General features: G+C 65.5%; 26 protein-coding genes. 13 read left to right on the top strand and 13 right to left on the bottom strand.

All coding sequences use genetic code 11. From position 1 onward, the window contains the following. Positions 1–236 precede the first annotated feature (236 nt). A complete protein-coding gene (rep, locus tag OEJ36_RS03085; RefSeq protein ID WP_184488265.1) occupies positions 237–2,249 on the top strand; it encodes a DNA helicase Rep in 2,013 nt (670 codons plus the stop codon). A 127-nt stretch (positions 2,250–2,376) separates the two neighbouring features. Next, a complete protein-coding gene (locus tag OEJ36_RS03080) occupies positions 2,377–2,949 on the top strand; it encodes a xanthine phosphoribosyltransferase (RefSeq protein ID WP_021218946.1) in 573 nt (190 codons plus the stop codon). A gap of 86 nt (positions 2,950–3,035) precedes the next feature. On the opposite strand, the gene OEJ36_RS03075 is transcribed toward OEJ36_RS03080, so the two are convergent. From OEJ36_RS03075 to dadA, 6 genes are all read right to left on the bottom strand, one after another. Then, on the bottom strand, positions 3,036–3,458 hold the full coding sequence (locus OEJ36_RS03075) for a c-type cytochrome (RefSeq protein ID WP_263400337.1): 423 nt from the start codon (positions 3,456–3,458) through the stop codon (positions 3,036–3,038). 140 nt (positions 3,459–3,598) lie between these two features. After that, positions 3,599–4,129 (bottom strand): sterol desaturase family protein, encoded by a 531-nt coding sequence (locus OEJ36_RS03070; RefSeq protein WP_263400336.1) that lies wholly within the window; start codon positions 4,127–4,129, stop codon positions 3,599–3,601. A 171-nt stretch (positions 4,130–4,300) separates the two neighbouring features. Then, positions 4,301–4,849, bottom strand: coding sequence for a cupin domain-containing protein (locus OEJ36_RS03065; RefSeq protein ID WP_263400335.1), 549 nt, complete (start codon positions 4,847–4,849; stop codon positions 4,301–4,303). Positions 4,850–5,038: 189 nt separating this feature from the next. Next, positions 5,039–6,106 carry an alanine racemase gene (alr, locus tag OEJ36_RS03060; protein WP_263400334.1) on the bottom strand — a complete coding sequence of 356 codons (1,068 nt, stop codon included), beginning with the start codon at positions 6,104–6,106 and terminating at the stop codon, positions 5,039–5,041. Positions 6,107–6,166: 60 nt separating this feature from the next. Then, positions 6,167–6,520, bottom strand: coding sequence for a RidA family protein (locus tag OEJ36_RS03055; RefSeq protein WP_184488262.1), 354 nt, complete (start codon positions 6,518–6,520; stop codon positions 6,167–6,169). Beyond that, complete coding sequence (gene dadA, locus OEJ36_RS03050) at positions 6,495–7,793, bottom strand: D-amino acid dehydrogenase (protein WP_263400333.1); 1,299 nt, start codon at positions 7,791–7,793, stop codon at positions 6,495–6,497. Before dadA ends, OEJ36_RS03055 begins: the two co-directional genes overlap by 26 nt. 158 nt (positions 7,794–7,951) lie before the next feature. On the opposite strand from dadA, the gene OEJ36_RS03045 reads away from it, so the two are divergent. The 3 genes from OEJ36_RS03045 (at position 7,952) to OEJ36_RS03035 (ending at position 11,544) form a co-directional block, all read left to right on the top strand. Then, positions 7,952–8,440 (top strand): Lrp/AsnC ligand binding domain-containing protein, encoded by a 489-nt coding sequence (locus OEJ36_RS03045; protein WP_031287530.1) that lies wholly within the window; start codon positions 7,952–7,954, stop codon positions 8,438–8,440. Between the two features lie 137 nt (positions 8,441–8,577). Then, entirely contained in the window at positions 8,578–9,909 is a 1,332-nt protein-coding gene (locus OEJ36_RS03040; RefSeq protein ID WP_263400332.1) for an NAD(P)/FAD-dependent oxidoreductase, read from the top strand. Between the two features lie 87 nt (positions 9,910–9,996). Next, entirely contained in the window at positions 9,997–11,544 is a 1,548-nt protein-coding gene (locus OEJ36_RS03035; RefSeq protein WP_263400331.1) for a phospholipase D family protein, read from the top strand. A gap of 1 nt (position 11,545) precedes the next feature. On the opposite strand, the gene OEJ36_RS03030 is transcribed toward OEJ36_RS03035, so the two are convergent. Both OEJ36_RS03030 and OEJ36_RS03025 read right to left on the bottom strand, forming a co-directional pair. Next, positions 11,546–12,709, bottom strand: a complete 1,164-nt coding sequence (locus OEJ36_RS03030; RefSeq protein ID WP_263400330.1) for an MFS transporter — start codon at positions 12,707–12,709, stop codon at positions 11,546–11,548. A gap of 165 nt (positions 12,710–12,874) precedes the next feature. After that, positions 12,875–14,368 carry an aldehyde dehydrogenase gene (locus OEJ36_RS03025; RefSeq protein ID WP_263400329.1) on the bottom strand — a complete coding sequence of 498 codons (1,494 nt, stop codon included), beginning with the start codon at positions 14,366–14,368 and terminating at the stop codon, positions 12,875–12,877. 308 nt (positions 14,369–14,676) lie between these two features. Here OEJ36_RS03025 and OEJ36_RS03020 point away from each other — a divergent pair, with 308 nt between their 5' ends. Next, complete coding sequence (locus tag OEJ36_RS03020; RefSeq protein ID WP_263400328.1) at positions 14,677–15,039, top strand: cupin domain-containing protein; 363 nt, start codon at positions 14,677–14,679, stop codon at positions 15,037–15,039. A 145-nt stretch (positions 15,040–15,184) separates the two neighbouring features. Here the strand turns inward: OEJ36_RS03020 and rpmG are convergent, their stop codons facing one another. Beyond that, on the bottom strand, positions 15,185–15,340 hold the full coding sequence (gene rpmG, locus OEJ36_RS03015; protein ID WP_003457707.1) for a 50S ribosomal protein L33: 156 nt from the start codon (positions 15,338–15,340) through the stop codon (positions 15,185–15,187). 10 nt (positions 15,341–15,350) lie between these two features. Next, entirely contained in the window at positions 15,351–15,587 is a 237-nt protein-coding gene (gene rpmB / locus OEJ36_RS03010) for a 50S ribosomal protein L28 (RefSeq protein WP_021702024.1), read from the bottom strand. Between the two features lie 357 nt (positions 15,588–15,944). Here rpmB and OEJ36_RS03005 point away from each other — a divergent pair, with 357 nt between their 5' ends. Together OEJ36_RS03005 and OEJ36_RS03000 are read left to right on the top strand one after the other, a co-directional pair. After that, positions 15,945–17,522 (top strand): ABC transporter substrate-binding protein, encoded by a 1,578-nt coding sequence (locus OEJ36_RS03005; protein WP_263400327.1) that lies wholly within the window; start codon positions 15,945–15,947, stop codon positions 17,520–17,522. Then, on the top strand, positions 17,522–18,082 hold the full coding sequence (locus OEJ36_RS03000; RefSeq protein WP_263400326.1) for a DUF2867 domain-containing protein: 561 nt from the start codon (positions 17,522–17,524) through the stop codon (positions 18,080–18,082). The genes OEJ36_RS03005 and OEJ36_RS03000 overlap by 1 nt, the downstream gene beginning before the upstream one ends. On the opposite strand, the gene radC is transcribed toward OEJ36_RS03000, so the two are convergent. Next, positions 18,079–18,753 (bottom strand): RadC family protein, encoded by a 675-nt coding sequence (radC, locus tag OEJ36_RS02995; protein ID WP_263400325.1) that lies wholly within the window; start codon positions 18,751–18,753, stop codon positions 18,079–18,081. The genes OEJ36_RS03000 and radC overlap by 4 nt on opposite strands. Positions 18,754–18,888: 135 nt before the next feature. Between radC and coaBC the strand changes: the two genes are divergently transcribed. The 5 genes from coaBC (at position 18,889) to OEJ36_RS02970 (ending at position 24,709) form a co-directional block, all read left to right on the top strand. Then, positions 18,889–20,097, top strand: a complete 1,209-nt coding sequence (gene coaBC, locus OEJ36_RS02990; RefSeq protein ID WP_021218926.1) for a bifunctional phosphopantothenoylcysteine decarboxylase/phosphopantothenate--cysteine ligase CoaBC — start codon at positions 18,889–18,891, stop codon at positions 20,095–20,097. Positions 20,098–20,103: 6 nt separating this feature from the next. Beyond that, positions 20,104–20,559, top strand: coding sequence for a dUTP diphosphatase (dut, locus tag OEJ36_RS02985; RefSeq protein WP_111262961.1), 456 nt, complete (start codon positions 20,104–20,106; stop codon positions 20,557–20,559). Between the two features lie 1,249 nt (positions 20,560–21,808). Continuing rightward, positions 21,809–23,203 (top strand): phosphomannomutase/phosphoglucomutase, encoded by a 1,395-nt coding sequence (gene algC, locus OEJ36_RS02980; protein ID WP_263400438.1) that lies wholly within the window; start codon positions 21,809–21,811, stop codon positions 23,201–23,203. 19 nt (positions 23,204–23,222) lie between these two features. Further along, a complete protein-coding gene (gene argB, locus OEJ36_RS02975; RefSeq protein ID WP_021218923.1) occupies positions 23,223–24,128 on the top strand; it encodes an acetylglutamate kinase in 906 nt (301 codons plus the stop codon). A gap of 134 nt (positions 24,129–24,262) precedes the next feature. Next, positions 24,263–24,709: an acyl-CoA thioesterase gene (locus OEJ36_RS02970; RefSeq protein WP_263400324.1), complete on the top strand. Its 447-nt coding sequence runs from the start codon at positions 24,263–24,265 to the stop codon at positions 24,707–24,709. 3 nt (positions 24,710–24,712) lie between these two features. Here the strand turns inward: OEJ36_RS02970 and OEJ36_RS02965 are convergent, their stop codons facing one another. Both OEJ36_RS02965 and pyrE read right to left on the bottom strand, forming a co-directional pair. Beyond that, complete coding sequence (locus OEJ36_RS02965; protein ID WP_263400323.1) at positions 24,713–25,297, bottom strand: DUF4124 domain-containing protein; 585 nt, start codon at positions 25,295–25,297, stop codon at positions 24,713–24,715. Between the two features lie 26 nt (positions 25,298–25,323). After that, a complete protein-coding gene (gene pyrE / locus OEJ36_RS02960) occupies positions 25,324–25,965 on the bottom strand; it encodes an orotate phosphoribosyltransferase (RefSeq protein ID WP_021218920.1) in 642 nt (213 codons plus the stop codon). Positions 25,966–26,000 lie beyond the last annotated feature (35 nt).

The following is a 26,000-nucleotide window of genomic DNA, read 5'->3' as shown; positions in this document are numbered from 1 at the left end:
CGCGTCGTGATCGACGTCGTTCTTTTAAGTGCGCTCTTGAGGCGACTTGGCGAACTTTGCGCCAAATGTGAACAGCCATCAACAGTGTGTGTCGGAACAATCGTACTTGATGGCTCGAAATATCCAAGCGCCAAGCTTCACCAAAGGGCGCTACGTCACACTGTTCGGCGCGCATCGGCAGATCGGGGCCGGCCTGTTAGAATGCGCGGCCATTTCCCCGCGAAAAATCGACCCGCATGTCCCGACTCAATCCCCGGCAGCAGGAAGCCGTGAACTATGTCGGCGGCCCGCTCCTGGTGCTCGCCGGTGCCGGCTCCGGCAAGACCAGCGTGATCACCCGCAAGATCGCCTACCTCGTCCAGCAATGCGGCATCCGCGCCCAGTACATCGTCGCCGTGACCTTCACCAACAAGGCCGCCCGCGAGATGAAGGCCCGCGTCGGCACCCTGCTGCACGGCGCCGAAGGTCGTGGGCTGACGGTGTCCACCTTCCACAATCTGGGCCTGAACATCATCCGCAAGGAACACGCGCGGCTGGGCTACAAGCCGGGCTTCTCGATCTTCGACGAGACGGACATCAAGGCGCTGCTGACGGACATCATGCAGAAGGAGTACGCCGGGGACGATGGCGCCGATGAGGTGAAAAACTACATCGGCTCCTGGAAGAACGACCTGATCCTGCCCGAGGAGGCGCTGGCCAACGCGCGCAACCCCAAGGAGCAGACGGCAGCGGTGGTCTACCTGCACTACCAGCGCACTCTAAAGGCCTATAACGCGGTCGATTTCGACGACCTGATCCTGCTGCCGGTGAAGCTGTTCCAGGAAAACCCGGACATCCTCGAAAAATGGCAGCAGCGCGTGCGCTACATGCTGGTGGACGAATACCAGGACACCAACGCCAGCCAGTACCTGCTGGTGAAGATGCTGGTGCAGCACCGCGCGCAGTTCACAGTGGTGGGCGACGACGACCAGTCGATCTACGCCTGGCGGGGCGCGCGGCCGGAGAACCTGATGCAGCTGAAGGAGGACTTCCCTTCGCTGAAGGTGGTGATGCTGGAGCAGAACTACCGCTCCACCAGCCGCATCCTCAAGTGCGCCAACGTGCTGATCGCCAACAACCCCCACGTGTTCGAGAAACAGCTGTGGAGCGAGATGGGCGTCGGCGACCCGATCCGGGTGATCCGCTGCCGCAACGAGGACGCCGAGGCCGAGCGCATCGCCATGGAGATCCTCACGCTGCACCTGAAGACCGAGCGGCCCTACAGCCAGTTCGCCATCCTCTACCGCGGCAACCACCAGGCCAAGCTGATGGAGCTGAAGCTGCAGCACCACCAGGTTCCCTATCGGTTGTCGGGCGGCACCAGCTTCTTCGGCCGCCAGGAAGTGAAGGACCTGATGTCCTACTTCCGCCTGCTGGTGAACCCGGACGACGACAACGCCTTCCTCCGGGTCATCAACGTGCCGCGCCGCGAGATCGGCTCCACCACCCTGGAAAAACTCGGCAACTACGCCACCGAGCGCAAGATCTCGATGTACGCCGCCGCCGACGAGATCGGCCTCGGCGAGCACCTGGACAGCCGCTACACCGAGCGCCTGCAGCGCTTCAAGCGCTTCATGGACAAGGTCCGCCAGGACTGCGCGCAGACCGACCCCATCGCCGCCCTGCGCAGCATGGTGATGGACATCGACTACGAGAACTGGATCCGCCAGAACGCCTCCAGCGACAAGGTCGCCGAGTTCCGCATGGGCAACGTCTGGTTCCTCATCGACGCCCTGAAGAACACCCTGGAGCGCGACGAAGAAGGCGAGATGACCATCGAGGAAGCCATCGCCAAGCTGGTGCTGCGCGACATGCTCGAGCGCCAGCAGGAAGAGGAAGAGGGCGCCGATGGCGTGCAGATGATGACCCTGCACGCGTCCAAAGGCCTGGAATTCCCCTATGTGTTCATCATGGGCGTAGAGGAAGACATCCTGCCGCACCGCTCCAGCATCGAGGCCGACACCATCGAGGAGGAGCGCCGGCTGGCCTATGTCGGCATCACCCGTGCCCGGCAGAACCTGGCCATGACCTTCGCCGCCAAGCGCAAGCAGTACGGCGAGATCATCGATTGCTCGCCGAGCCGCTTCCTCGACGAACTGCCCCAGGAAGACCTGCAATGGGAAGGCATGGAAGACACGCCGGTGGAGGTCAAGGCGGTGCGCGGCAACACGGCGCTGGCGGACATCCGCGCCATGCTCAAGAAGCCCTGAGGCCGCTGTCCAACGGGCAACCGGGGGCCGTGGCGCGATCTGTCAGAAGGGCATCGCGCGATGCCCCCGCGCCGAGGTAGAATGCCGCGCTTCATCAGCGACAGCAGCTTCGCAGGAAGCCCCTCCCGTGAACATTCTCAAAGAAAAGATCCTCTCCGAAGGCATCGTGCTTTCCGACCAGGTGCTGAAGGTAGACGCCTTCCTCAACCACCAGATCGACCCGCAGCTCATGAAGCACATCGGCCATGAATTCGCCGAACGCTTCCGTGGCCAGGGCATCACCAAGATCGTCACCATCGAAGCCTCGGGCATCGCCCCGGCGGTGATGGCCGGCCTTGAGCTGGGCATCCCGGTGATCTTCGCCCGCAAGTTCCAGTCGCTGACGCTGAAGAACGACCTGCTGATCTCCAAGGTGTTCTCCTTCACCAAGCAGACCGAGAGCACCATCGCCATCTCCGCCAAGCACCTGACGGCATCCGACCACGTGCTGGTGATCGATGACTTCCTCGCCAACGGCCACGCCGCCAAGGCGCTGATCGACCTGATCGGCCAGGCAGGCGCGAGCATCGCCGGCATGGGCATCGTCATCGAGAAGTCGTTCCAGGAAGGCCGCACCCTGCTGGAAAGCGAAGGCTACCGGGTCGAGTCCCTGGCGCGGGTCCAATCCCTGGCCAACGGCACCGTGACCTTTATCGATTGAGTGCCCGGCGCTGCGACAATAAGCCGCAGCAGCCAGACACGAAAAAGCCGCCCGAGGGCGGCTTTTTCGTTGATGCCGGGTCCCTGTTACAGGCCGGACATCTTCTTGATGGTCGCTTTCAGCTCATCATCGGTGCAGTCGGCGCAGGTGCCTTTCGGCGGCATTGCGTTGATACCGGTGATGGCCTTGGCCAGGATGCCGTCGAGGCCGCCCTGGTGGTCGGCACGCTCTTTCCAGGCGGCGGTGTCGCCGATCTTCGGAGCGCCGAGAACGCCGGCGGTGTGGCAAGCGCCACAGTGCTTGGCGATGATGTCGTCCGGCGTCTTGGCGCCGCCGCCTGCGGAGGCTGCTACAGCTTCCACACCCTTGCATTCCTGGCCCTGGACACAGACTTCGCCTACCGGCTTGATACGCTCGGCGATGGCGTCATCGGTCGCGGCCTGGGCGCTAACAGCCCAAAGGGCCAATACGGCAACATGCGCTGCCAGCATCTTATTTATCAGGTTCACCCTTACACCCTCATCCTGGCTAGTGACGCCCGCGGCCACGGTTTCGCGGGCGGGCGCCAGTATAACGGTTAGCCCGCCATGCTGAAACAACCCTACTTGTCGCACGACTAAAGCATGAGCGCCTTGCGACCAGAGGCCGATCAGCCCGAAACCTTCGCTCTCTCCACCACGCGCACATAGGTGCCGAAGACGTGGTCCCAGAGCGGCGAGGAAACCCCGAAGTTCTTCTCCACGCCCTTCTGGTGGTGCAGGTCGTGGTTGAACACCAGCCCGGGGATGAAACGGTAGAACCGATGCCCGGGGCGGTGCATCACGTAGTGCAGCGAGATATAGAGAAAGTAGCCGGCAACCAGCCCGGCGAACAGCGACGCCAGCCCCAGGTAGGCACACAACGGCAGCAGCAGCGCATAGACCGCGCTGGTCTTCCAGCTGGAGATACCGATGAACGCCAGCACGTCGAGATGGTGGGTCCAGTGTTCACGGCGATACAGCGAGTGGAACAGGAAGCGATGCACCCCGTACTCGACGAGCGACCACAGCAACAGGCCGGCCAACAGTTGCCAGGGCAGGATCGGGCCGACGAACAGGGCGATGAGGATGAAGAGCGGAGCGGTGAAGAAGTCCAGGTAATAGGCGAGCGAGGACATCAACCATTTGTTCGAGGCAGCCACGGGACCTTCCTTGTCATGCGCCGTTGCGCTGGGCACGGCCTTGAGTGGATGAGCACGCCGCCTTTGCGGCGACGCGTGCGCAAACCTAGCATGCCGGCGCCGGTCCGATGACCGGCTCGGGTGAAGACCGCGCAGTGGCTCACGAAGCCACGCGCCGGAGGCTGGAACGGACTAGAAGTTGGCCGGTGTGGTCGCGCTGATCAAACGGGCCGGAACATCGAAGGGATTGCTGAAACGGTGCGGCTTGCTGCTTTCGAAGTAGTAGCTGTCGCCCGGCTCGAGGATGAACAGCTCGTTGCCGACGGTGAGCTCGAGACGGCCCTCTACCAGCATCCCGGCCTCTTCGCCCTCATGGGCGTACATCTCGTCACCGGTGTTGGTGCCCGGCGGGTAGGTTTCGTCGAGGAAGGCGATCGCGCGGCTCGGATGGGCCTTGCCCACCAGCTTCATGGTGATCGCACCACTGCAGATATCGGTAAGTTCGGAAGCCCGGTAGACCACCTGGGTCTGGCTGTCCTGTTCCAGATCGAGGGAAAAGAACTCCACCAACGACATGGGGATGCCCCCGAGCACCTTCTTCAGCGAACTGATGGAGGGGCTGACGCTGTTCTTTTCGATCATGGAAATCGTGCTGTTTGTTACGCCTGCACGTTTGGCGAGTTCACGCTGGGAGAGGCCTTTGAGCTTGCGGATGGATTGCAGTCGAACACCGACGTCCAATGGTGGGATCCTCCTTGGGATTCTTGTTGAGGGGGGTGGTCACGGTGGCCGTATGATGCGGCCAGCGTTCAGTATTTACAACACTTCGGCCGTAAATCCTGCGCAAACTTTCACCACCCCGGAAAACCCCGAGGAAAATCAATTATTTGAACCATCATCAGCTGCGTAGATGGCTCTTTAAGAGCCGCTTCAGCGGTAGATCAACGGCACCCGGCGCAGGTTGCAGAAGATCTGGTAGGGAATGGTGCCGGCCTGGATGGCGACATCGCTGGCCAGGACCTGGCTGCCCCAGAACTCGACCCGGCTGCCGAGCCCGGCCTGGGGAAGGTCGGTGAGGTCGACGGTGAGCATGTCCATGGACACCCGGCCGATCAGCCGCGACAGCTGCCCGTCGATGGCCACCGGGGTGCCGGTGGGCGCATGGCGGGGATAGCCGTCGGCATAACCCATGGCGACCACGCCGACGCGGGTCGGGCGCTCGGTGATGAAGCGCGCGCCGTAGCCGACCGGCTGGCCGGCGGGCAGTTCGCGCACGCTGATGACCTTGGACTCCAGGGTCATCACCGGTTTCAGGCGCGAGGCCAGCTCATGGGCCTGCTCGAAGGGCGTTGCGCCGTAGAGCATGATGCCGGGGCGCACCCAGTCGCTCGGCACCTGCGGCCAGCCGAGCACGGCGGGCGAGTTGCGCAGGCTGATCTCGGCGGCGAGGCCGGCACGGGCCTGCTCGAAGACCGCCACCTGCTCGGCGGCGCTGTCGCTGTCCAGTTCGTCGGCACGGGCGAAGTGGCTCATGAGCACGATCTTGCCGACCTTGCCGCTGGCCATCAGGCGCTGGTAACCGTCACGGTATTCCGCCGGGTGCAGGCCCACGCGGTGCATGCCCGAGTCCATCTTCAGCCACACCGTCAGCGGGCGGCTCAGGCTGGCGCGTTCGATGGCCTCGAGTTGCCAGGTGGAATGCACCACGCACCAGAGGTCGTAGCGCTCGATCAGCGACAGCTCATCGGCCTCGAAAAAACCTTCCAACAGCAGGATGGGGCCGACGATGCCGGCATCGCGCAGCTCCAGTGCTTCCTCTATGCAGGCCACGGCGAAACCGTCGGCTTCCGCCTGCAACGCCTGGGCGCAACGCACCGCGCCATGCCCGTAGGCATCCGCCTTGACCACGGCCAGTGCTTTGGCACCGGTGGCTTCGCGGGCGAGACGGTAGTTGTGGCGCAGCGCTTCGAGGTCGATCAGGGCACGGGCGGGACGCATGGCAAAGGCTTCTTCTGGTTATATGAAAAACCCGGCGCGGACGCCGGGCAGAGCAAGGGTTCAGGGCAGGGCGGCGACCACGGTCATTTCCACCAGCACCTCGGGCGAGTACATCTTCGCCTCGACGCAGGCACGGGCCGGGGCGGCGCCCTTGGCGACCCAGGCGTCCCACACGGCGTTCATGCCGGCGTAGTCCGCGTCGATGTCCTTCAGGTAGATGGTCACCGAGAGGATGCGGCTCTTGTCGGTACCGGCCTCGGCGAGCATGCGGTCGACGGCATCCAGGGTTTCGCGGGTCTGGCGCTCGATGCCCGGGTTCAGCGCTTCATCCAGCTGGCCCGCCAGGTAGACGGTGCCGTTGTGGATGACGATTTCGCTGTAGCGGGCTTCAGTGCGCAGGCGCTGTAGTGACATGTTTCTGGCTCTCCTTGGTGTTGCCATAACGGAAGATGTCCAGGCCTTCGGCGCTGATCTGCGGACGCTTGCGCGCCATCAGGTCGGCGAGCAGGCGGCCGGAACCGCAGGCCATGGTCCAGCCAAGGGTACCGTGTCCGGTATTCAGGAACAGGTTGCGGAACGGGGTCGCGCCCACGATCGGCGTGCCGTCCGGGGTCGCCGGGCGCAGGCCGGTCCAGAACTCGGCGCGGGCCAGGTCGCCGCCCTGGGGGTAGAGGTCGGCGGTGATCATTTCCAGGGTTTCGCGGCGACGCGGGTTCAGCGACAGGTCGAAACCGGCGATCTCGGCCATGCCGCCCACGCGGATGCGGTCGTCGAAGCGGGTGATGGCGACCTTGTAGGTCTCGTCGAGGATGGTCGAGGCGGGCGCCATGTCCGGGTTGGTGATGGGCACGGTGAGGGAGTAGCCCTTGAGCGGGTACACCGGCGCCTTGATGCCCAGCGGCTTGAGCAGCTGCGGGCTGTAGCTGCCGAGGGCCAGCACGTAGCGGTCGGCGGTCTCCAGCTTGCCGTCGATCCACACGCCGTTGATGCGATCACCGGCGAAGTCCAGGCGCTGGATGTCCTGGCCGAAGCGGAATTCCACGCCCAGACCACGGGCCATCTCGGCGAGGCGGGTGGTGAACATCTGGCAGTCGCCGGTCTGGTCGTTGGGCAGGCGCAGGGCGCCGGCCAGCTTGTCGGTGACCTTGGCCAGGGCCGGTTCGGCACGGGCGATGCCGGCGCGGTCGAGCACTTCATAGGGCACGCCGGAGCTTTCCAGCACGGCGATGTCCTTGGCGGCGGCGTCGAGCTGGGCCTGGGTGCGGAACAGTTGGGTGGTGCCGAGCTGGCGGCCTTCATAGGCGATGCCGGTTTCGGCACGGAGTTCGTCGAGGCAATCGCGGCTGTACTCGGACAGGCGCACCATGCGCTCCTTGTTCACGGCATAGCGCGAAGCGGTGCAGTTGCGCAGCATCTGCGCCATCCACAGGTACTGGCCGATGTCGCCAGTGGCCTTGATGGCCAGGGGCGCGTGCTTCTGCAGCAGCCACTTGATGGCCTTCAGCGGCACGCCGGGAGCGGCCCAGGGCGAGGCATAGCCAGGGGAGACCTGGCCGGCGTTGGCGAAGGAGGTTTCCATGGCGACGGCGCTCTGCCGATCGACCACCACGACTTCGAAGCCTTCCCGGGCCAGATAGTAGGCACTCGCCGTACCGATCACACCGCTGCCCAGCACCATCACTCGCATGTCTGCCTCCAGCGCAAACGGGGTAACCGCTGCGTTTGTTATTTTGAGCGTAGATGCCGCGCAGTATATGAAGAGCGCCCCAGTGATATTCACTATATAGCCAGCTATATTTGGCGATAATTCTTGGCCAATACGGCTTTTGCGGAGGGGCATCCACCATGCGTACCCAGCATCAATCGCGTCGTGAGTTAGACAAGATAGACCGGAATATTTTACGAATTCTCCAGGAAGACGGACGTATCTCCTTCACCGAGCTGGGCGAACGGGTAGGCCTGTCCACCACCCCCTGCACCGAACGCGTACGTCGCCTGGAGCGCGAGGGGATCATCATGGGCTACAACGCCCGGCTGAACCCGCAGCACCTCAAGGCGAGCCTGCTGGTGTTCGTCGAGATCAGCCTGGACTACAAGTCCGGCGATACGTTCGAGGACTTCCGCCGCGCCGTGCTGAAGCTGCCCCATGTACTCGAATGCCACCTGGTTTCCGGCGATTTCGACTACCTGGTGAAGGCGCGGATCAACGAAATGGCCTCCTACCGCAAGCTGCTCGGCGACATCCTGTTGAAGCTGCCGCACGTGCGCGAGTCGAAGTCCTACATCGTGATGGAAGAGGTCAAGGAATCCCTCAACCTGCCCATTCCCGAATGAACCCGGGAGCGCCGACGCCCCTTGCCGATAGTTGCCTGCGAGGCACAGGGATTTTTCCTGGGCGCCCCTTGGCGGTTGGCGTGCTTCGTGCTTATCCTCCGTCAAATTTTCCAAACATAATAATCAGGATTCCGCACATGAACGCCCGCGTTCGCCATCCGGTCCACAGCGACCAGCACGCCCCCTCCTATTACGCCGCGACCGCCAACCGTCGTATCGAACATCCGCCCCTGGCGGGCGAGGAGGTGGCCGACGTCTGCGTCGTCGGTGGTGGCTTCTCCGGGTTGAACACGGCCATCGAACTGGCCAAGCGCGGCTTCTCGGTGGTGCTGCTGGAAGCGCACAAGGTCGGCTGGGGCGCCAGCGGGCGCAACGGCGGCCAGCTGATCCGCGGCGTCGGCCACGATGTCGAGCACTTCGAATCGGTGGTGGGCAAGGACGGCGTCCGCGCCCTCAAGCTGATGGGCCTGGAGGCGGTGGAGCTGGTTCGCCAGCGGGTGGAAGAGTTCGCCATCGACTGCGACCTGACCTGGGGCTATTGCGACCTGGCCAATACCGCCCGTGACCTCGCCGGCTTCGCCGAAGACCTGGAAGACCTGAAGAGCCTTGGCTACCGCCACGAAATGCGCCTGCTGCAACCGGGCGAGATGCGCAGCGTGGTGGGCTCCGATCGCTACGCCGGCGGCCTGATCGACATGGGTTCCGGCCACCTGCACCCGCTCAACCTGGCCCTGGGCGAAGCCGCCGCCGCCAGCTCGCTGGGCGTGCGCATCTTCGAGCACTCGGCGGTACTGCGCATCGATTACGGCCCGGAAGTGAAGGTGCATACCGCCCAGGGCCAGGTCCGCGCGAAGACCCTGGTGCTCGGCTGCAACGCCTACCTCAACGACCTCAACCCCACACTCGGCGGCAAGGTGCTGCCGGCGGGCAGCTACGTGATCGCCACCGAGCAATTGCCCGAGGCGCTCACCCGGCAGTTGCTGCCGCAGAACATGGCGGTATGCGACCAGCGCGTGGCCCTGGACTACTACCGCCTCTCCGCCGACAACCGCCTGCTGTTCGGCGGCGCCTGCCACTATTCCGGCCGCGACCCCGCGGACATCGCCGCCTATATGCGGCCGAAGATGCTGGACGTCTTCCCCCAACTGGCCGATGTGCGCATCGACTACCAGTGGGGCGGGATGATCGGTATCGGTGCCAACCGCCTGCCGCAGATCGGCCGCCTGCCGGACCAACCCAACGTCTACTTCGCCCAGGCCTACTCGGGCCACGGGGTCAACGCCACCCACCTGGCGGGCAAGCTGCTGGCCGAGGCCATCAGCGGCGAGCAGAGCAACGGTTTCGACGTGTTCGCCAAGGTGCCGCACATCACCTTCCCCGGCGGCAAGCTGCTGCGTTCGCCCTTGCTGGCCCTCGGCATGCTCTGGTATCGGATCAAGGAAAGCGTCGGCAACAGCCTGGCGAAATGACCCTCGGCCCGCGCCAGGCGCGGGCTGCCTGAATCTTCCGGCTGCGCTGGCGTCTGAGCTCAAGGACCCGGCGAGTCGGAGGCCGACGTGCGCATCCCCCTACTATTCATCTGCCTGCTGGCCGCACTCGCCGGCTGCGCCAGCCCGCCCCCGGCACCGCCCAGCCAGGCGATCGCCGCTGCCGAGTCACCCTTCGGCCGGCGCCTGCAGGCACTGGCTGCAGAACACCCGGGGCACTCCGGCTTCCGCCTGCTGCCCGCCAGCAACGAGGCGTACAGCGCCCGCGCCGAGCTGATCCGCTCGGCCCGCAGCAGCCTCGACCTGCAGTACTACATCGTCCATGACGGCCTCTCCACCCGCGCCCTGTTCGACGAACTGCTACGCGCCGCCGACCGTGGCGTGCGTGTGCGCCTGCTGCTCGACGACACCAGCAGCGACGGTCGCGACGCCAGCATCGCGCTGCTGACCGCGCACCCGAATATCCAGGTGCGGCTGTTCAACCCCCTGCACCTCGGCCGCGTCACCGGCGTCACGCGGACCCTCGGCCGGGCGCTGGACCTGGGCCAGCAGCACCGGCGCATGCACAACAAGCTGTGGCTGGCCGACAACGCGGCGGCCATAGTCGGCGGGCGCAACCTGGGGGACGAATACTTCGACGCCGAGCCCAGCCTCCACTTCACCGACATCGACCTGCTGGCCATCGGCCCGGTGGCGGAGCAGCTGGGGCAGAGCTTCGACCAGTACTGGAACAGCGCGCTGAGCAAGCCCATCCAGCAGTTCCTCTGGCGCCAGCCGCAGCGCCAGGAGCTGGACGAGGCGCGCCAGCGCCTGCGGGGCTACCTGGCCGAAGCGCGGGTGCAGCAGAAGACCCTGTACGAGCGGCTGCACACCTACCGCGATGACCCGCGCATCGACCTCTGGCTGCGCGAACTGATCTGGGCACCGGCCAGCGCCCTGTGGGACGCGCCGAGCAAGGTGCTGGCCAGCGGCACGCCCGATCCGCACCTGCTCCTGGCCAACCAGTTGCAACCGGTGCTGGCCGGGGTGAAGCAGGACCTGGTGCTGATCTCGGCCTACTTCGTGCCCGCCCGGGAGGGCATGGACTACCTGGTCGGCAAGGCCGACGCCGGCGTCGACATCCGCCTGCTGACCAACGCCCTGGAGGCCACCGACGTGCCCGCCGTGCATGGCGGCTACGCACCCTATCGCCAGCGGCTGCTGGAGCATGGCGTCCGCTTGTTCGAGCTGCGTCGCCAGGCCGGAGATGGCGCCGGCAGCGGCGAGTACAGCTTCAGCGGCTCCTCCAACTCCAGCCTGCACAGCAAGGCGATGATCCTCGACCAGCGCCACGCCTTCATCGGCTCCTTCAACTTCGACCCGCGCTCGGTGCTGTGGAACACCGAGGTCGGCGTGCTGATCGACAGCCTGGAACTGAGCGCACACCTGCGCCGCCTGGCCCTGGAGGGCATGAGCCCCGGGCGCAGCTACCAGGTGCGCCTGCGGCCGGACGGCGGTATGGAATGGGTGACGGAGGAGGGCGGCCGCCAGCAGGTGCTGCGGCAGGAGCCGGGCAGCCTGTGGCGGCATTTCAATGCCTGGTTCGCCGAGCGCGTGGGCCTGGAGCGGATGCTCTGAATCAGGGGTTGCCGGTCACGGCCGGCTCGCGACCCTCGTCGTCGAACAGCTCGCGGGTCCAGGCCAGCCAGACGAAGCCGGCTGCACCGATGGCCATCATCAACGGCAGTGCATGGCCGCTGATCCACTGGCTGGCGGCACCGGTGACCAGCGGGCCGATCAGGCAGCCGATGCCCCAGAGCTGGGCGACATGGGCGTTGGCGCGGACCAGCTCGTCATCCCGGTAGCGCTCGCCGATAAGGATCAGCGCCAGGGTGAAGAGCCCGCCCGCGCTGGCACCGAATATCACCCAGATCGGCCAGATCAGCGGCGTGTGCAGGAACAGGGGAATACTCAGGCTGGACAGCAGCAGGGCCAGCCCGCAGCCGCGGAACAGCGTGCGCCGCGACATGTGGTCCGCCAGCAGGCCGATGGGCAACTGCAAGGCAGCATCGCCGACCACCACCACGCTGGCCATCAGCAACGCCACTTCCTGGTTGAAGCCCTGGCGCAGGCCGTAGATGGGCAGCAGGGTCAGCATCATCGCCTCGAAGGCGGCGAACAGCACCACCGCCCAGGCGATGGTCGGCAACCGTGCGCAGAAGGTCAGCAGGCCGCGCCCCGAGGCGCTGTGGGCGTCCACGCTGGGCGCGCCGGTGCGCCCCAGCAGCAACAGCGAGCCGCCTACCAGCAGGCCGGTGCCTGTCCAGAAGCCGAGGTCGTTGCCGGTACCCAGCACGCTGAGCAGCAGCGGCCCGGACAGCTGGCTCAGGGCGTAGCCGGTGCCATACAACGCCACCAGGCGCCCGCGCCATTTTTCCACGGCCAACTGGTTGATCCAGCTCTCGCCGAGGATGAACACCACCGTCAGCGCCACGCCGATGAACAGGCGCAGGGCCAGCCAGATGGGGTAGCTCTGCACCAGCGCCAGCATCGCCACCGAGACGGCGCTGACCAGCAGGCACAGCTGCATCAGGGGAGTGGTGCCGAAGCGCGCGGCGAGGCGCCCTGCCAGGGAAGCGCCGAGCAGCACGCCCACCGCCGGGGTGCCGGCCATCACGCCGATGGCGAAGGCGTCATAGCCCCAGCTTTCCAGGCGCAACGAGACCAGGGGCATGGTCACGCCCAGCGCGAGCCCAATGCTGATCACTGCGCCGCAGACGGCGAAGTAGGTCCCCCAACGCATGGCGGTGTCCTCCATTCCATAGGCCAGCATCCCGGGGGATTCTGGCAGGCAGAAAAGCAAAAGCGGCCGGGCTCCTGTGAAGGAAACCCGGCCGCAGGTGTGGCTCCAGGGGAGCCGGCCTCCCGAAGGAAGGCGGACCTTGTCAGGCGGTCATGCCGCCCTTTTTCAGAGCTTGATCCAGGTGGATTTCAGCTCGGTGTACTTGTCGAACGCGTGCAGCGACTTATCGCGGCCGTTGCCCGACTGCTTGAAGCCGCCGAAGGGCGCGGTCATGTCGCCACCGTCGTACTGGTTGACCCAGACGCTGCCGGCGCGCAGCGCCTTGGCGGTCAGGTGGGCCTTGGACAGGTTGCTGGTCCAGACCGCAGCGGCCAGGCCGTAGACGGTGTCGTTGGCGATGGCGATGGCATCCGCCACGTCGTCGAAGGCGATGACCGAAAGCACCGGGCCGAAGATCTCTTCCTTGGCGATGCGCATGGCGTTATCCACGCCGTCGAAGATGGTCGGCTCGACGTAGGTGCCGCCGGTCTCTTCCATCACGCGCTTGCCGCCGGCCACCAGCTTGGCGCCGTCGTCATGGCCGGCCTGGATGTAGGACAGCACGTTGTTCATCTGGGTGGTGTCGACCAGCGCACCGACGTTGGTTTCCGGATCCAGCGGGTTGCCCGGCTTCCAGGTCTTGATCGCCGCGACCACCATGGGCACGAATTTGTCCTTGATCGAACGCTCCACCAGCAGGCGCGAACCAGCGGTGCAGACCTCGCCCTGGTTGAAGGCGATGGCGCCGGCGGCAGCCTCGGCAGCGGCCTGCAGGTCAGGCGCGTCGGCGAAGACGATGTTCGGGCTCTTGCCGCCGGCTTCCAGCCAGACGCGCTTCATGTTGGATTCGCCGGCATAGATCATCAGTTGCTTGGCGATCTTGGTGGAGCCGGTGAACACCAGGGTGTCGACGTCCATGTGCAGAGCCAGGGCCTTGCCCACGGTGTGGCCGAAGCCCGGCAGCACGTTGAACACGCCAGCGGGAATGCCGGCCTCGATGGCCAGCTGGGCGATGCGGATAGCGGTCAGCGGCGACTTCTCGGACGGCTTGAGGACCACCGAGTTGCCGGTGGACAGCGCCGGGCCGAGCTTCCAGCAGGTCATCAGCAGGGGGAAGTTCCAGGGCACGATGGCGGCCACCACGCCCACCGGCTCGCGGGTCACCAGGCCCAGCTCGTTGTGCGGGGTGGCCGCGACTTCGTCGTAGATCTTGTCGATGGCCTCGCCGCTCCAGCGGATGGCACGGGAGGCGCTGGAGACGTCGATGTTCAGCGAGTCGCTGATCGGCTTGCCCATGTCCAGGGTTTCCAGCAGCGCCAGCTCTTCGCCATGGGCGTCGATCAGGTCGGCGAAGCGGATCATCACCTCCTTGCGCGCGGTGGGCGCGAGGCGCGACCAGACACCGGACTCGAAGACGGCGCGTGCGTCCTTCACCGCCAGCTCGGCATCGGCAAGGTCACAGCTGGCAACCTGACCCAGCACGCGCCCATCCACCGGGCTGATGCAGTCGAAGGTCGCGCCGGAAACGGCGTTAGTGTACTCGCCATGGACGAAGGCACGGGTTTCGATCTGCAGGGACTTGGCGCGCTGTTCCCAGTCGGCACGAGTCAGGGTGGTCATGGGGCATTCCTCTTATTAGTAGAAAAGTGCCGGATCCTGGCTCCGGCACTGTCAAGAATTCTGCAAGGCCAGCATGCGGCCGAACCTGATCGCAACCCTAAACCAGAGGGCCCTGGGTTTTCAATATTTTTGACAAAATTCCAGCAAACGCCCTTGTCATGTTCGTTTTATTAAACATAGACTGCGAATCGGATCGCCCTGGCGTTTTCCCTCCCTCCCACGGGCATACGGGAAGCCGCCGACAACCGGGCAGAATAAAAAACAGGTCCGCCGGGCGCGGACCACCCGCCAGCTGCAACGGAACCGCCATGAACATCGAATCCATCGTCGACTTCGCCAACAGCCCAGCCGCCGCCGAACGCTACCGGCCCGCCCCCGAGAAAGTCCTCAAGGGCGACCCGGAGCAGAGCGTGCGCAACCACTACGGCAGCCCCTGCGGGCAGTTCAACGTGGGCATCTGGGAAGGCGCGATCGGCCACTGGACCGTCAGCTACACCGAACACGAATACTGCGAGATCCTCCAGGGCGTTTCCGTACTGCGTGACGCCGACGGCAACGCCAAGACCGTCCGCGCCGGTGACCGCTTCGTCATTCCCGCCGGCTTCTCCGGCACCTGGGAAGTGCTCGAGGCCTGCCGCAAGGTCTACGTGATCTTTGAACAGAGCAAATGATCCACCGCTTCACCTCCAGAAGCTCGTAATCCCCTTGAGCCCGCGCAAGCGGGCTTTTTTATGGGTGCGACCAAGGCCGGCGGTAAATCGCAGGCATGAAAAAGCCCGCCATGTAGGCGGGCTTCTTCGACAAGGGCCGGATCAATTACTTGATCTTGGCTTCCTTGTAGATCACGTGCTTACGCACGACCGGATCGAATTTCTTGATTTCGATCTTGTCGGGAGTAGTGCGCTTGTTCTTGTCGGTGGTGTAGAAGTGGCCGGTACCGGCGCTGGACACCAAACGGATCAGTTCACGCATGATTAGCTCCTTATACCTTCTCGCCGCGAGCACGCAGCTCGGACAGGACTACGTCGATACCACGCTTGTCGATGATGCGCATGCCCTTGGCGGAAACGCGCAGACGCACGAAGCGCTTCTCGGACTCGACCCAGAAGCGGTGGTGCTGCAGGTTCGGCAGGAAACGACGACGGGTTTTGTTGTTAGCGTGGGAAACGTTGTTCCCGGTAACCGGACCCTTACCGGTTACTTGACAGACTCTAGACATGCCTCAGCCCTCTAAACCTCATGCCCAACCCGGCATGGGTTGGCCGCTTGAACTCTCACTTGTGGGCGTTTTAGCGCCCGTCTCGTCAGGGTCTTACCGGCCACACACAGACTGCGAAAGACCGGGCCCCTAGAAAAGAGCGCTGCTTTATATCAGAAACCCCCTAGTGCAGCAAGGACTGCACCACTTTGCCGAAAGCATTGCCCAACCGCGAGGGGCCTGCAACCGCAGCGACGCGGGCTGCGCAGAAAATAACCGCTCGTCGCCAGAAGCGCATTGCCCCGCTCCTGGCCATGGTCTAGCGTAGGGCCTCCGCCCGCCGCCACCGGCCAGGGCCACCGCAAATGGAGCCTGCCCATGCGATTCGCCGCCCTTCCCCTGCTGCTCGCCCCGCTGTTCGCCCAGGCGGCCAGCCTGAGTGTGTGCACCGAGGCCAGCCCCGAAGGTTTCGACGTGGTGCAGTACAACTCGCTGACCACCACCAACGCGTCCGCCGATGTGCTGATGAACCGCCTGGTGGAGTTCGATGCCCAGCGCAGCGAACTGGTGCCCGGGCTGGCGCAGAGCTGGGAGGTCTCGCCCGACGGCCTGGCCTACACCTTCACCCTGCGCCCCGGCGTACGCTTCCATGCCACCGAGTACTTCAAGCCCGGCCGCGAACTGGATGCCGATGATGTGCTGTTCAGCTTCCAGCGCATGCTCGATGCGACCAACCCCTGGCACAAGGTCGCCCAGAGCGGCTTCCCCCACGCCCAGTCGATGCAGCTGCCGCAACTGATCAAGTCCATCGACAAGGTCGCGCCGCTGCAGGTGCGCTTCACCCTGAACAAGCCCGACGCCACCTTTCTCGCCACCCTGAGCATGGGTTTCGCCTCCATCTATTCGGCCGAATACGCCGACCAGTTGATGAAGGCCGGCACACCGGAGAAGCTCAACGCCCAGCCGATCGGCACCGGCCCCTTCGTCTTCAAGCGTTTCCAGAAGGACGCCGCGGTGCGCTACACCGCCAACCCGGACTATTTCGCCGGCAAGCCGGCGGTGGACGGCCTGATCTTCGCCATCACGCCGGACGCCAATGTGCGCCTGCAGAAGCTGCGTCGCGGTGAATGCCAGATCGCCCTGTCGCCCAAGCCGCTGGATGTCCAGGCCGCAAGCAAGGACGCCACGCTCAAGGTGGTGCAGACACCGGCCTTCATGACCGCCTTCATCGGCATCAACAGCCAGCACCCGCCGCTGGACCAGGCCAAGGTGCGCCAGGCCATCAACCTGGCCTTCGACAAGCAGAGCTACCTCAAGGCCGTGTTCGAAGGCAGCGCCAGCGCCGCCCACGGCCCCTATCCGCCCAATACCTGGAGCTATGCCAAGGACCTGCCCGGCTACGCCCATGAGCCGGAGAAGGCCCGCGCGCTGCTGGCCGAGGCCGGCTTCAAGGATGGATTCAAGACCACGATCTGGACCCGTCCTTCCGGTAGCCTGCTGAACCCCAACCCCAGCCTCGGCGCCCAGCTGCTGCAGGCGGACCTGGGCAAGGTGGGCATCCAGGCGGAGATCCGCGTGATCGAATGGGGCGAGCTGATCCGCCGCGCCAAGGCCGGCGAGCATGATCTGCTGTTCATGGGCTGGGCCGGCGACAACGGCGACCCGGACAACTTCCTCACCCCGCAGTTTTCCTGCGCCTCGGTGCAGCCGGGGCTCAACTTCGCACGCTATTGCGACACCGAGCTGGACAAGCTGATCAGCGACGGCAAGGGCCTCGCCGACCAGGCCGAACGCACAGCCCTCTATATAAAGGCGCAGCGCGTCATCCAGGAACAGGCCCTGTGGCTGCCACTGGCTCATCCCACCGCCTTCGCCCTGACCCGCGCCGGCGTCGAGGGCTACCAGGCCAATCCCTTCGGTCGCCAGGACTTTTCCCACGTCAGCGTGAAACCCTGATGGAGCTGAGCCAGCGCTACCTGCCGCAGTTCCAGTTCGTCGAGCGGCACCAGCTGCCACTGCGGGCAACGCCACGCCAGGCACTGGATGCGGTCGGAGAACTCGCCGTGCATGACGACCCGCTGGTGCGCACCCTGCTGTATATCCGTGAAGCGCCGGCACGCCTGGCCGGCGCGCTCGGGCTTAACAACAACCTCAAGGACCGCGCGACCTTTGGCCTGCACGAATTCACCCTGCTGGAACGAGACGCCGATCGGGCCCTGGCCTATGGGCTCATCGGGCGCTTCTGGCGCAGCGACTTCGGCCTGCAGTCGGTCAGCGACGCCAGCGCCTTCGACGCCTACGCCGAGCCCGGCGTCGCCAAGCTGGTTCTGAGTTTTCACTGCAGCCCCGGCGCGGATGGCCGCACGACCCTGCACACCGAAACCCGGGTCTATTGCCCGGACCGCCGCAGCCGCCTGCTGTTCACGCCCTACTGGCTGGCCATACGCCCGGCCAGCGGGCTGATCCGCCGGCGCCTGCTGGCCGCCATCCAGCGCCGGGTCGACGACACGCGCTAGAGCCAGCCGTACTCGGCCATCGACAACGGCTCGCCATCCCCCACCACGAAGTGGTCGAGCACCCGCACCTCGACCAATGCCAGGGCCTCCTGCAGACGCTGGGTCAGCAGGCGGTCCGCCTGGCTGGGTTCGGCAACCCCGGAAGGGTGGTTGTGGGTGAGGATCAGCGCAGCCGCGTTGTGCGCCAGGGCCCGCTTGACCACCTGGCGCGGATAGACGCTGGCACCGTCTATGGAGCCATGGAACAGCACCTCGAAGGCCAGCACCCGGTGCTTCGAGTCGAGGAACAGGCAACCGAACAGCTCATGGGGCTCATGGCGCAGCTGCGCCTTCAGGTAATCGCGCACCGTCTGCGGACTTTCCAACACCGAATTGCGGCGCAGCCCTTCGGCCAGGTGCCGACGCGACATCTCCAGCACCGCCTGCAACTGGGCGTATTTGGCCGGCCCGAGGCCGGGGCGGCTGCAGAAGGAATCGATGTCCGCTTCCAGCAGCAGGCGCAGGCCACCGAAGTCGTTGAGCAGATGGCGGGCGAGGTCCACCGCGCTCTGCCCAGCCACCCCGATACGCAGGAATATGGCGAGGAGTTCGGCGTCGGTAAGGGCCGCCGCGCCCTGCTCTAGAAGCTTCTCCCGCGGCCGCTCCGCCGCAGGCCAGTGACGAATGCTCATGGCACCTCCGTGGTTGAGCGCACCGCTGTTCCCATGCGGTCGCTGTGCTATCTTAATCCACCTTTTTTGCGCGGCGATTGGCCTGGGGAGGCGTCGTCGCCGCAGCGCAAATCTAAACATCCATAAGGCAGGCCTATGCAGCGGCTCTATCGGAAACGCATCGTACTGGGCGTGGGCGGCGGCATTGCGGCCTACAAGAGCGCGGAGCTGGTTCGCCGCCTGCGCGACCAGGGCGCGGAAGTACGGGTCGTGATGACCCATGGCGGGCGCGAATTCATCACCCCGCTGACCCTACAGGCCCTGTCCGGCCACCCGGTGCACCTCGACCTGCTCGACACCGCTGCCGAAGCGGCCATGGGTCATATCGAGCTGGCACGCTGGGCCGACCTGGTGCTCATCGCCCCTGCCACCGCCGACCTCATGGCCCGCCTGACCCAGGGGGTGGCCGACGACCTGCTGACCACACTGGTGCTGGCCACCGACGCACCGGTTGCCCTGGCCCCGGCGATGAACCAGGCCATGTGGCGCGACCCGGCGACCCAGGCCAACGCCGAAGCCCTCGCCAAGCGTGGCCTGCACCTGTTCGGGCCGGCATCCGGCAGCCAGGCCTGCGGCGACGTCGGCCTCGGCCGCATGCTCGAAGCCGACCAGCTCGCCCAGCTGGCCGCCGACCTGTTCCAGCACAAGGCCCTGACCGGCCGCCACGTGCTGATCACCGCCGGCCCGACCCAGGAAAACATCGACCCGGTGCGCTACATCACCAACCACAGCTCCGGGAAGATGGGCTTCGCCCTCGCCGAAGCCGCGGTGGAGGCGGGCGCCAAGGTCACCCTGATCACCGGCCCCGTGCACCTGCCGACGCCGGACCGGGTCAACCGCATCGATGTGGTCAGTGCCCGCGACATGCTCGCGGCCTGCGAAGCGGCGATGCCCTGCGACCTGCTGATCGCCGCAGCCGCCGTGGCCGACTACCGCCCGGAAGTGGTGGCGGCGCACAAAATGAAGAAGGACCCCACCAGCGGCGAAGGCCTGCTGCTGCAACTGGTGCGCAACCCGGATATCCTCGCGACCCTCGCCGGGCGCGCCGATCGCCCCTTCAGCGTCGGCTTCGCCGCCGAGACCGAGAACCTGCTCGAGTACGCCTCGCGCAAGCTCAAGGACAAGAACCTCGACCTGATCGTCGCCAACGATGTGGCCAACCCCAGCATCGGCTTCAACAGCGAGGAAAACGCGATCACCATCATCGATCGCGCGCTGCACCAGAACAGCTTCGCCCAGACCAGCAAGGGCAAGATCGCCCGCCAGCTGATCGCCTTCATCGCCGATCGCCTCAACCAGGCCTGAGACCCCATGCACTCATTGCAAGCCAAGATCCTCGACCCCCGCATCGGCCGCGACTTCCCGCTGCCCCAGTACGCCACGCCGGGCTCCGCCGGCCTCGACCTGCGCGCCATGCTCAAGGAAGACCTGACCCTGGAACCGGGCCAGACCGTGCTGATCCCCACTGGCCTGTCCATCTACATCGCCGACCCGGGCCTCGCCGCGCTGATCCTTCCGCGCTCGGGCCTGGGCCACAAGCACGGCATCGTGCTGGGCAACCTGGTCGGCCTGATCGACTCCGACTACCAGGGCGAGCTGATGGTCTCCTGCTGGAACCGTGGCCAGAGCGCCTTCACCATCGCCATCGGCGAGCGCATCGCTCAGCTAGTCTTGGTGCCAGTCGTGCAGGCGCACTTCGAGCTGGTCGACCAGTTCGACGAGAGCCAGCGCGGCGCGGGCGGCTTCGGGCACTCCGGCAGCCACTGATCCGGAACGACTTCAGGATGATCCGCGGGGGAGACCTTCAGTGAAACTCTTCAAGCGCAGCGCCAAGGATGCCGACACCGAGATCCTGGCCAGCCCTGCCGAAAAGAACAAACCGGCCCGTGACAAGGGCCTGGGCGACCTGTTGCCCGGCGCCATCGCCGCGGCACTGGGCGTAGCCGCCGCCGGCGTGCTGCTCTGGGCCGCACTGATCAACGGTGCCCAGCAGACCCAACGCAACCAGCTCAGCCAGGCCTGGGGTGAAAGCCAGGCCAGCGCATTGCGCCAGGCCCTGGCGCAACTGGTCGCCGACACCGCCGCCGCCGCCCGCAACCCGGCGCTAGCGGAAGCGCTCAACAGCGCCGACACCGCCCAGGTGCAGGCGGCCGAGCGCGGCCTCGGCTACTGGAACGCCGTAGTCGACGCCCACCTCAACCTGCCCGGCCAGGCCCAGCAGAACAGCCAGCGCGCGGCACCGATGAACTTCGCCGCCCTGGACATGCTGCGCCGTGTCGAAGCCGGCCAGAAGCCTGCGCCGGAAGCCTACCGGGTCGGCCAGCGCTGGCTGGTCTACAGCGCCGCACCGCTGCGCCTGACCGACAGCTCGCCGATCCAGGGCACCCTGCTGCTGGTGGTCGACCTCGACCGCCTGCTCGGCGCCCTCGCACCGCTGCCCGAAGGTGTCGGCCAGCTGCAGTTCACCCAGCAGTTCGGCAACGCCCCGGCCCAGACCCTGACCCTGCGGGGTGCCCAGGCCGAAGGCGCGCCCATCGCCCTGAACACCGGCAACCCCAACTGGAAACTGTCGTTCACCCCTGGCCCGCAACTGAGCGATTCGGGCATGTCCCCCATCCTGCTGGCAATGGCTGCGCTCCTGGCCCTGGCCGGCGCCCTGATTGGCCTGTATCTGCTGCGTGGCGGCTTCAATCGCAAGCTGCACGCGGACGTGATCCAGCTCAACCAACTGGTGCAAGAACTCTCCAGCGGCAAAAGCGTCAAAGCCTTCAGTCTGCGCCTGTCGGCGCTTGACGCCCTGGCCCAGTCGCTCGCCCGACAGTCACGGCGCAAGCCGGAGCCGGCGGCGGGCAGCGCTAACGGCGATCGGCAACCCGGCTCGGCGGTTACCCCCGCCCCGGCCAAGATGATCGAGCCACCCGTGTTGGCCGATCCGCTTTTCCAAGATACCGACATCCTCGATATCGACATCCTCGACGAAGACCAGGACCTCCTGGGATTGGAGCAAGCCCCCGTCATGAGCACCCCGCAAGCCGCACCCAACCTGCCCGCCAGCATCTTCCGCGCCTACGACATCCGTGGCGTGGTCGGCGACACCCTGACCGCCGAAACCGCCTACTGGGTAGGCCGTGCCATTGGCTCCGAAAGCCTCGCCCGCGGCGAGCCGGCCGTATCGGTCGGCCGTGACGGCCGCCTGTCCGGCCCCGAACTGGTGCAGGCACTGATCCAGGGCCTGCTGGACTGCGGCTGCCAGGTCACCGACGTCGGCATGGTGCCGACCCCGGTGCTCTACTACGCCGCCAACGTGCTGGCCGGCAAATCCGGCGTGATGCTCACCGGCAGCCACAACCCGCCGGACTACAACGGCTTCAAGATCGTCGTCGCCGGCGAGACCCTGGCCAACGAGCAGATCACCGCGCTGCACACCCGCATCAAGGAAAACGACCTGGCCAGCGGCGTCGGCAGTGTCGAGCAGGTCGAGATACTCGACCGCTACTTCAAGCAGATCCGCGACGACATCGCCATGGCCAAGCCCATGAAGGTGGTAGTGGACTGCGGCAACGGCGTGGCCGGCGTGATCGCCCCGCAGCTGATCGAAGCCCTGGGCTGCACCGTCATCCCGCTCTATTGCGACGTGGACGGCACCTTCCCCAACCACCACCCGGACCCGGGCAAGCCCGAGAACCTGGTCGACCTGATCGCCAAGGTGAAGGAAGAGAAGGCCGACCTGGGCCTGGCCTTCGACGGCGACGGCGACCGTGTCGGCGTGGTGACCAACCAGGGCACCATCATCTACCCCGACCGCCTGCTGATGCTCTTCGCCAAGGACGTGGTTTCGCGCAATCCCGGCGCCGACATCATCTTCGACGTCAAATGCACCCGTCGCCTGACCGCCCTGATCAGTGGCTACGGCGGCCGCCCGGTGATGTGGAAGACCGGCCATTCGCTGATCAAGAAGAAGATGAAGGAAACCGGCGCACTGCTGGCTGGCGAGATGAGCGGCCACATCTTCTTCAAGGAGCGCTGGTTCGGCTTCGACGACGGTATCTACAGTGCCGCCCGCCTGCTGGAGATCCTCAGCCAGGACAAGCGCGACGCCGAGCACGTGTTCTCCGCCTTCCCCAGCGACATCTCGACGCCGGAGATCAACATCACCGTTACCGACGAGAACAAGTTCCGCCTGATCGAGCGCCTGCAGCGCGACGGCACCTGGGGCGACGCCAACCTCACCACCCTGGACGGCGTGCGCGTCGACTATCCCAAGGGCTGGGGCCTGGTGCGCGCCTCCAACACCACACCGGTGCTGGTACTGCGCTTCGAAGCGGATACCGAGGATGAGCTCGAGCGCATCAAGGAAGTGTTCCGCGCCCAGCTCTACACCGTAGCCCCCGACCTCAACCTGCCGTTCTGATCCGCCCGTGGAGCCCTGCATGACCCTCAGCCGTGACGCCGCATCCCAAGTCGCCCAGGTCCTGTCCGAAGCACTGCCCTATATCCGCCGCTTCGTCGGCAAGACCCTGGTCGTCAAGTACGGCGGCAACGCCATGGAAAGCGACGAGCTGAAAGCCGGCTTCGCCCGCGACATGGTCCTGATGAAGGCCGTGGGCATCAACCCGGTGGTCGTGCATGGCGGCGGGCCGCAGATCGGCGATCTGCTCAAGCGCCTGTCCATCGAGAGCCACTTCATCGACGGCATGCGCGTCACCGACGCGCAAACCATGGACGTGGTGGAAATGGTCCTCGGCGGCCAGGTGAACAAGGACATCGTCAACCTGATCAACCGCCACGGCGGCAGCGCCATCGGCCTGACCGGCAAGGACGCGGAGCTGATCCGCGCCAAGAAGCTAACCGTCAGCCGCAAGACGCCGGAGATGACCCAGCCGGAAATCATCGACATCGGCCATGTGGGCGAGGTCACCGGGGTCAACATCGAGCTGTTGAACATGCTGGTGAAGGGCAACTTCATCCCGGTCATCGCCCCCATCGGCGTTGGCCCGGAGGGCGAGTCCTACAACATCAACGCCGACCTGGTGGCCGGCAAGGTGGCGGAAGCGCTGAAAGCCGAGAAGCTGATGCTGTTGACCAACATCGCCGGCCTGATGGACAAGCAGGGCCAGGTGCTCACCGGGCTCTCCACCGAACAGGTCAACGAGCTGATCGCCGACGGCACCATCTACGGTGGCATGCTGCCGAAGATCCGCTGCGCCCTCGAAGCGGTGCAGGGTGGCGTGACCAGCGCGCACATCATCGATGGCCGCGTGCCCAACGCGGTGCTGCTGGAGATCTTCACCGACAGCGGCGTCGGCACCCTGATCAGCAACCGCAAGCGTCACTGAGCCTTCAGCAGGCCCAGGCGGTACCCGAATAAGCCGGAGCGATCCGGCTTATTCACATCCGCGATCCAGCCATCCCGCTCTTGCCGGCCCGCCTCCTTGCGCAGAAGCTGACCGCTCACTGCAAGGAGCACGAGATGGCCGCAACCCCCTCCCCGAACGACTTCACCTTCTTCATGCCGCTGCGCGTGCGCTGGGCCGAAGTGGACCCGCAAGGCATCGTCTTCAACGGCCACTACCTGACCTACGCCGACGTCGGCATCACCGAATACTTCCGCGCCCTGGGCGTGCGCTACCCGGAGGACCTGGCGCAAGACGGTGGCGACTTCTTCGCCGTGCGCACGCTGCTGGAATACCTGGCCCCGGCACGCTTCGACGACGAGCTGTCCATCGGCGTAAGGGTAGGGCGGCTGGGCGGCTCGAGCCTCACCTTCAATATCGGCATCTGGCACGGCGAAGCGGCGCTGACGGCCGGCGAGATCGTTTACGTCCACGCGGATGGCACGAGCCGCAGCAGCAAGCGGCTGCCGGACTGGCTGCGGGAGAAGGTCAGGGCATTCGAGCGGCACGCCGCCGAGGAATGAGGCTCAGCGCTGCAGCAGCTGGGCCAGGCGGGCGCGGTCGGCGGCAAAGCCGGCCTGGGCTTTCTTGCGATCCTGCTGGTAGCGGGCGATGTCCTGCTCCAGGCGCTGCTGCTCGGCACGCAGGTCGCTGATCTGCGCCACCAGCTGGTCGGGAACCTGGCGGCCGGCACGCTCGTTGTCGGCGGCCTGGGCCTGCAGGTTGGCCTGCTGGGTACGCAGGGACTGCTGGTTGCCACGGGCGACGCTGATCACCCCGTCGAGCTCCGCCAGCTTGCGCTGCAGGGCGCGGTCGACATCTTCGACGCTGGTGTACAGGCGCAGCAACTGGGCATCGGAGCCGGCACGGGCCTTCTCCTCCTGCATGCGCTTGCGCTCTTCCAGGGTGGGTGCCGGCGGCACCGTCTTGGTCACCCGGCCCTGGTCGTTGAGGACTTCATAGCCCTTGTCGATGTACTGCGAGGGCACGCCGAGGCGATCGAGCACAATCACGCCCTTGTCATTGGTGTAGCGATAGAGCTCGGCTTGCGCCAGAGCAGGCATCAGCACACCCATGAGCAAGGCAAAACGGACTGCACCCGATTTCGGCATGAAGACACCCTGTCGTTGTTGGCGAATCAGATTCCGTAGTTCGCGCGGTAGCTTTCCACTGCCGGCAAGTACTTCTTCAGTTCAGCATCACCTGCGAGATATTCCAGCACCTGTTCCAGGGAAACGATGCTCACCACCGGCATGCCGAAGTCGCGCTCGACTTCCTGGATCGCCGACAGCTCGCCCTTGCCGCGCTCCTGGCGGTTCAGCGCGATGAGCACGCCGGCGGCCTGGGCCTGCTGGCCCTGGATGATCTGCATGACTTCACGGATGGCGGTACCGGCGGTGATCACGTCGTCGATGATCAGCACACGGCCGGCCAGCGGCGCGCCCACCAGGGTGCCGCCCTCGCCATGGTCCTTGGCTTCCTTGCGGTTGAAGCACCAGGGGATATCGATCGCGTGATGTTCGGCCAGCGCCACGGCCGTGGCCGCAGCCAGCGGGATGCCTTTGTAGGCGGGCCCGAAGAGCACATCGAAGGGAATGCCGCTGTCGACTACCGCCGCCGCATAGAAACGGCCCAGCTGGGACAGCGCGAGCCCGCTGTTGAACAGGCCGGCATTGAAGAAATAAGGGCTGGTACGCCCGGATTTGAGAGTGAACTCACCGAAACGCAGCACACCGCGTTCGATGGCGAAGCGAATGAAATCGCGTTGATACGCCTGCATGTAAAAGCCCCGGACGGCACGGATTTAGCTAAATA

It is taken from the genome of Pseudomonas sp. PDM13 (assembly GCF_025685765.1).
Lineage (GTDB): Bacteria > Pseudomonadota > Gammaproteobacteria > Pseudomonadales > Pseudomonadaceae > Metapseudomonas > Metapseudomonas solani.
The sequence above is the reverse complement of the archived record's forward strand: the minus strand, read 5'-3'. Positions and strand labels throughout refer to the sequence as shown.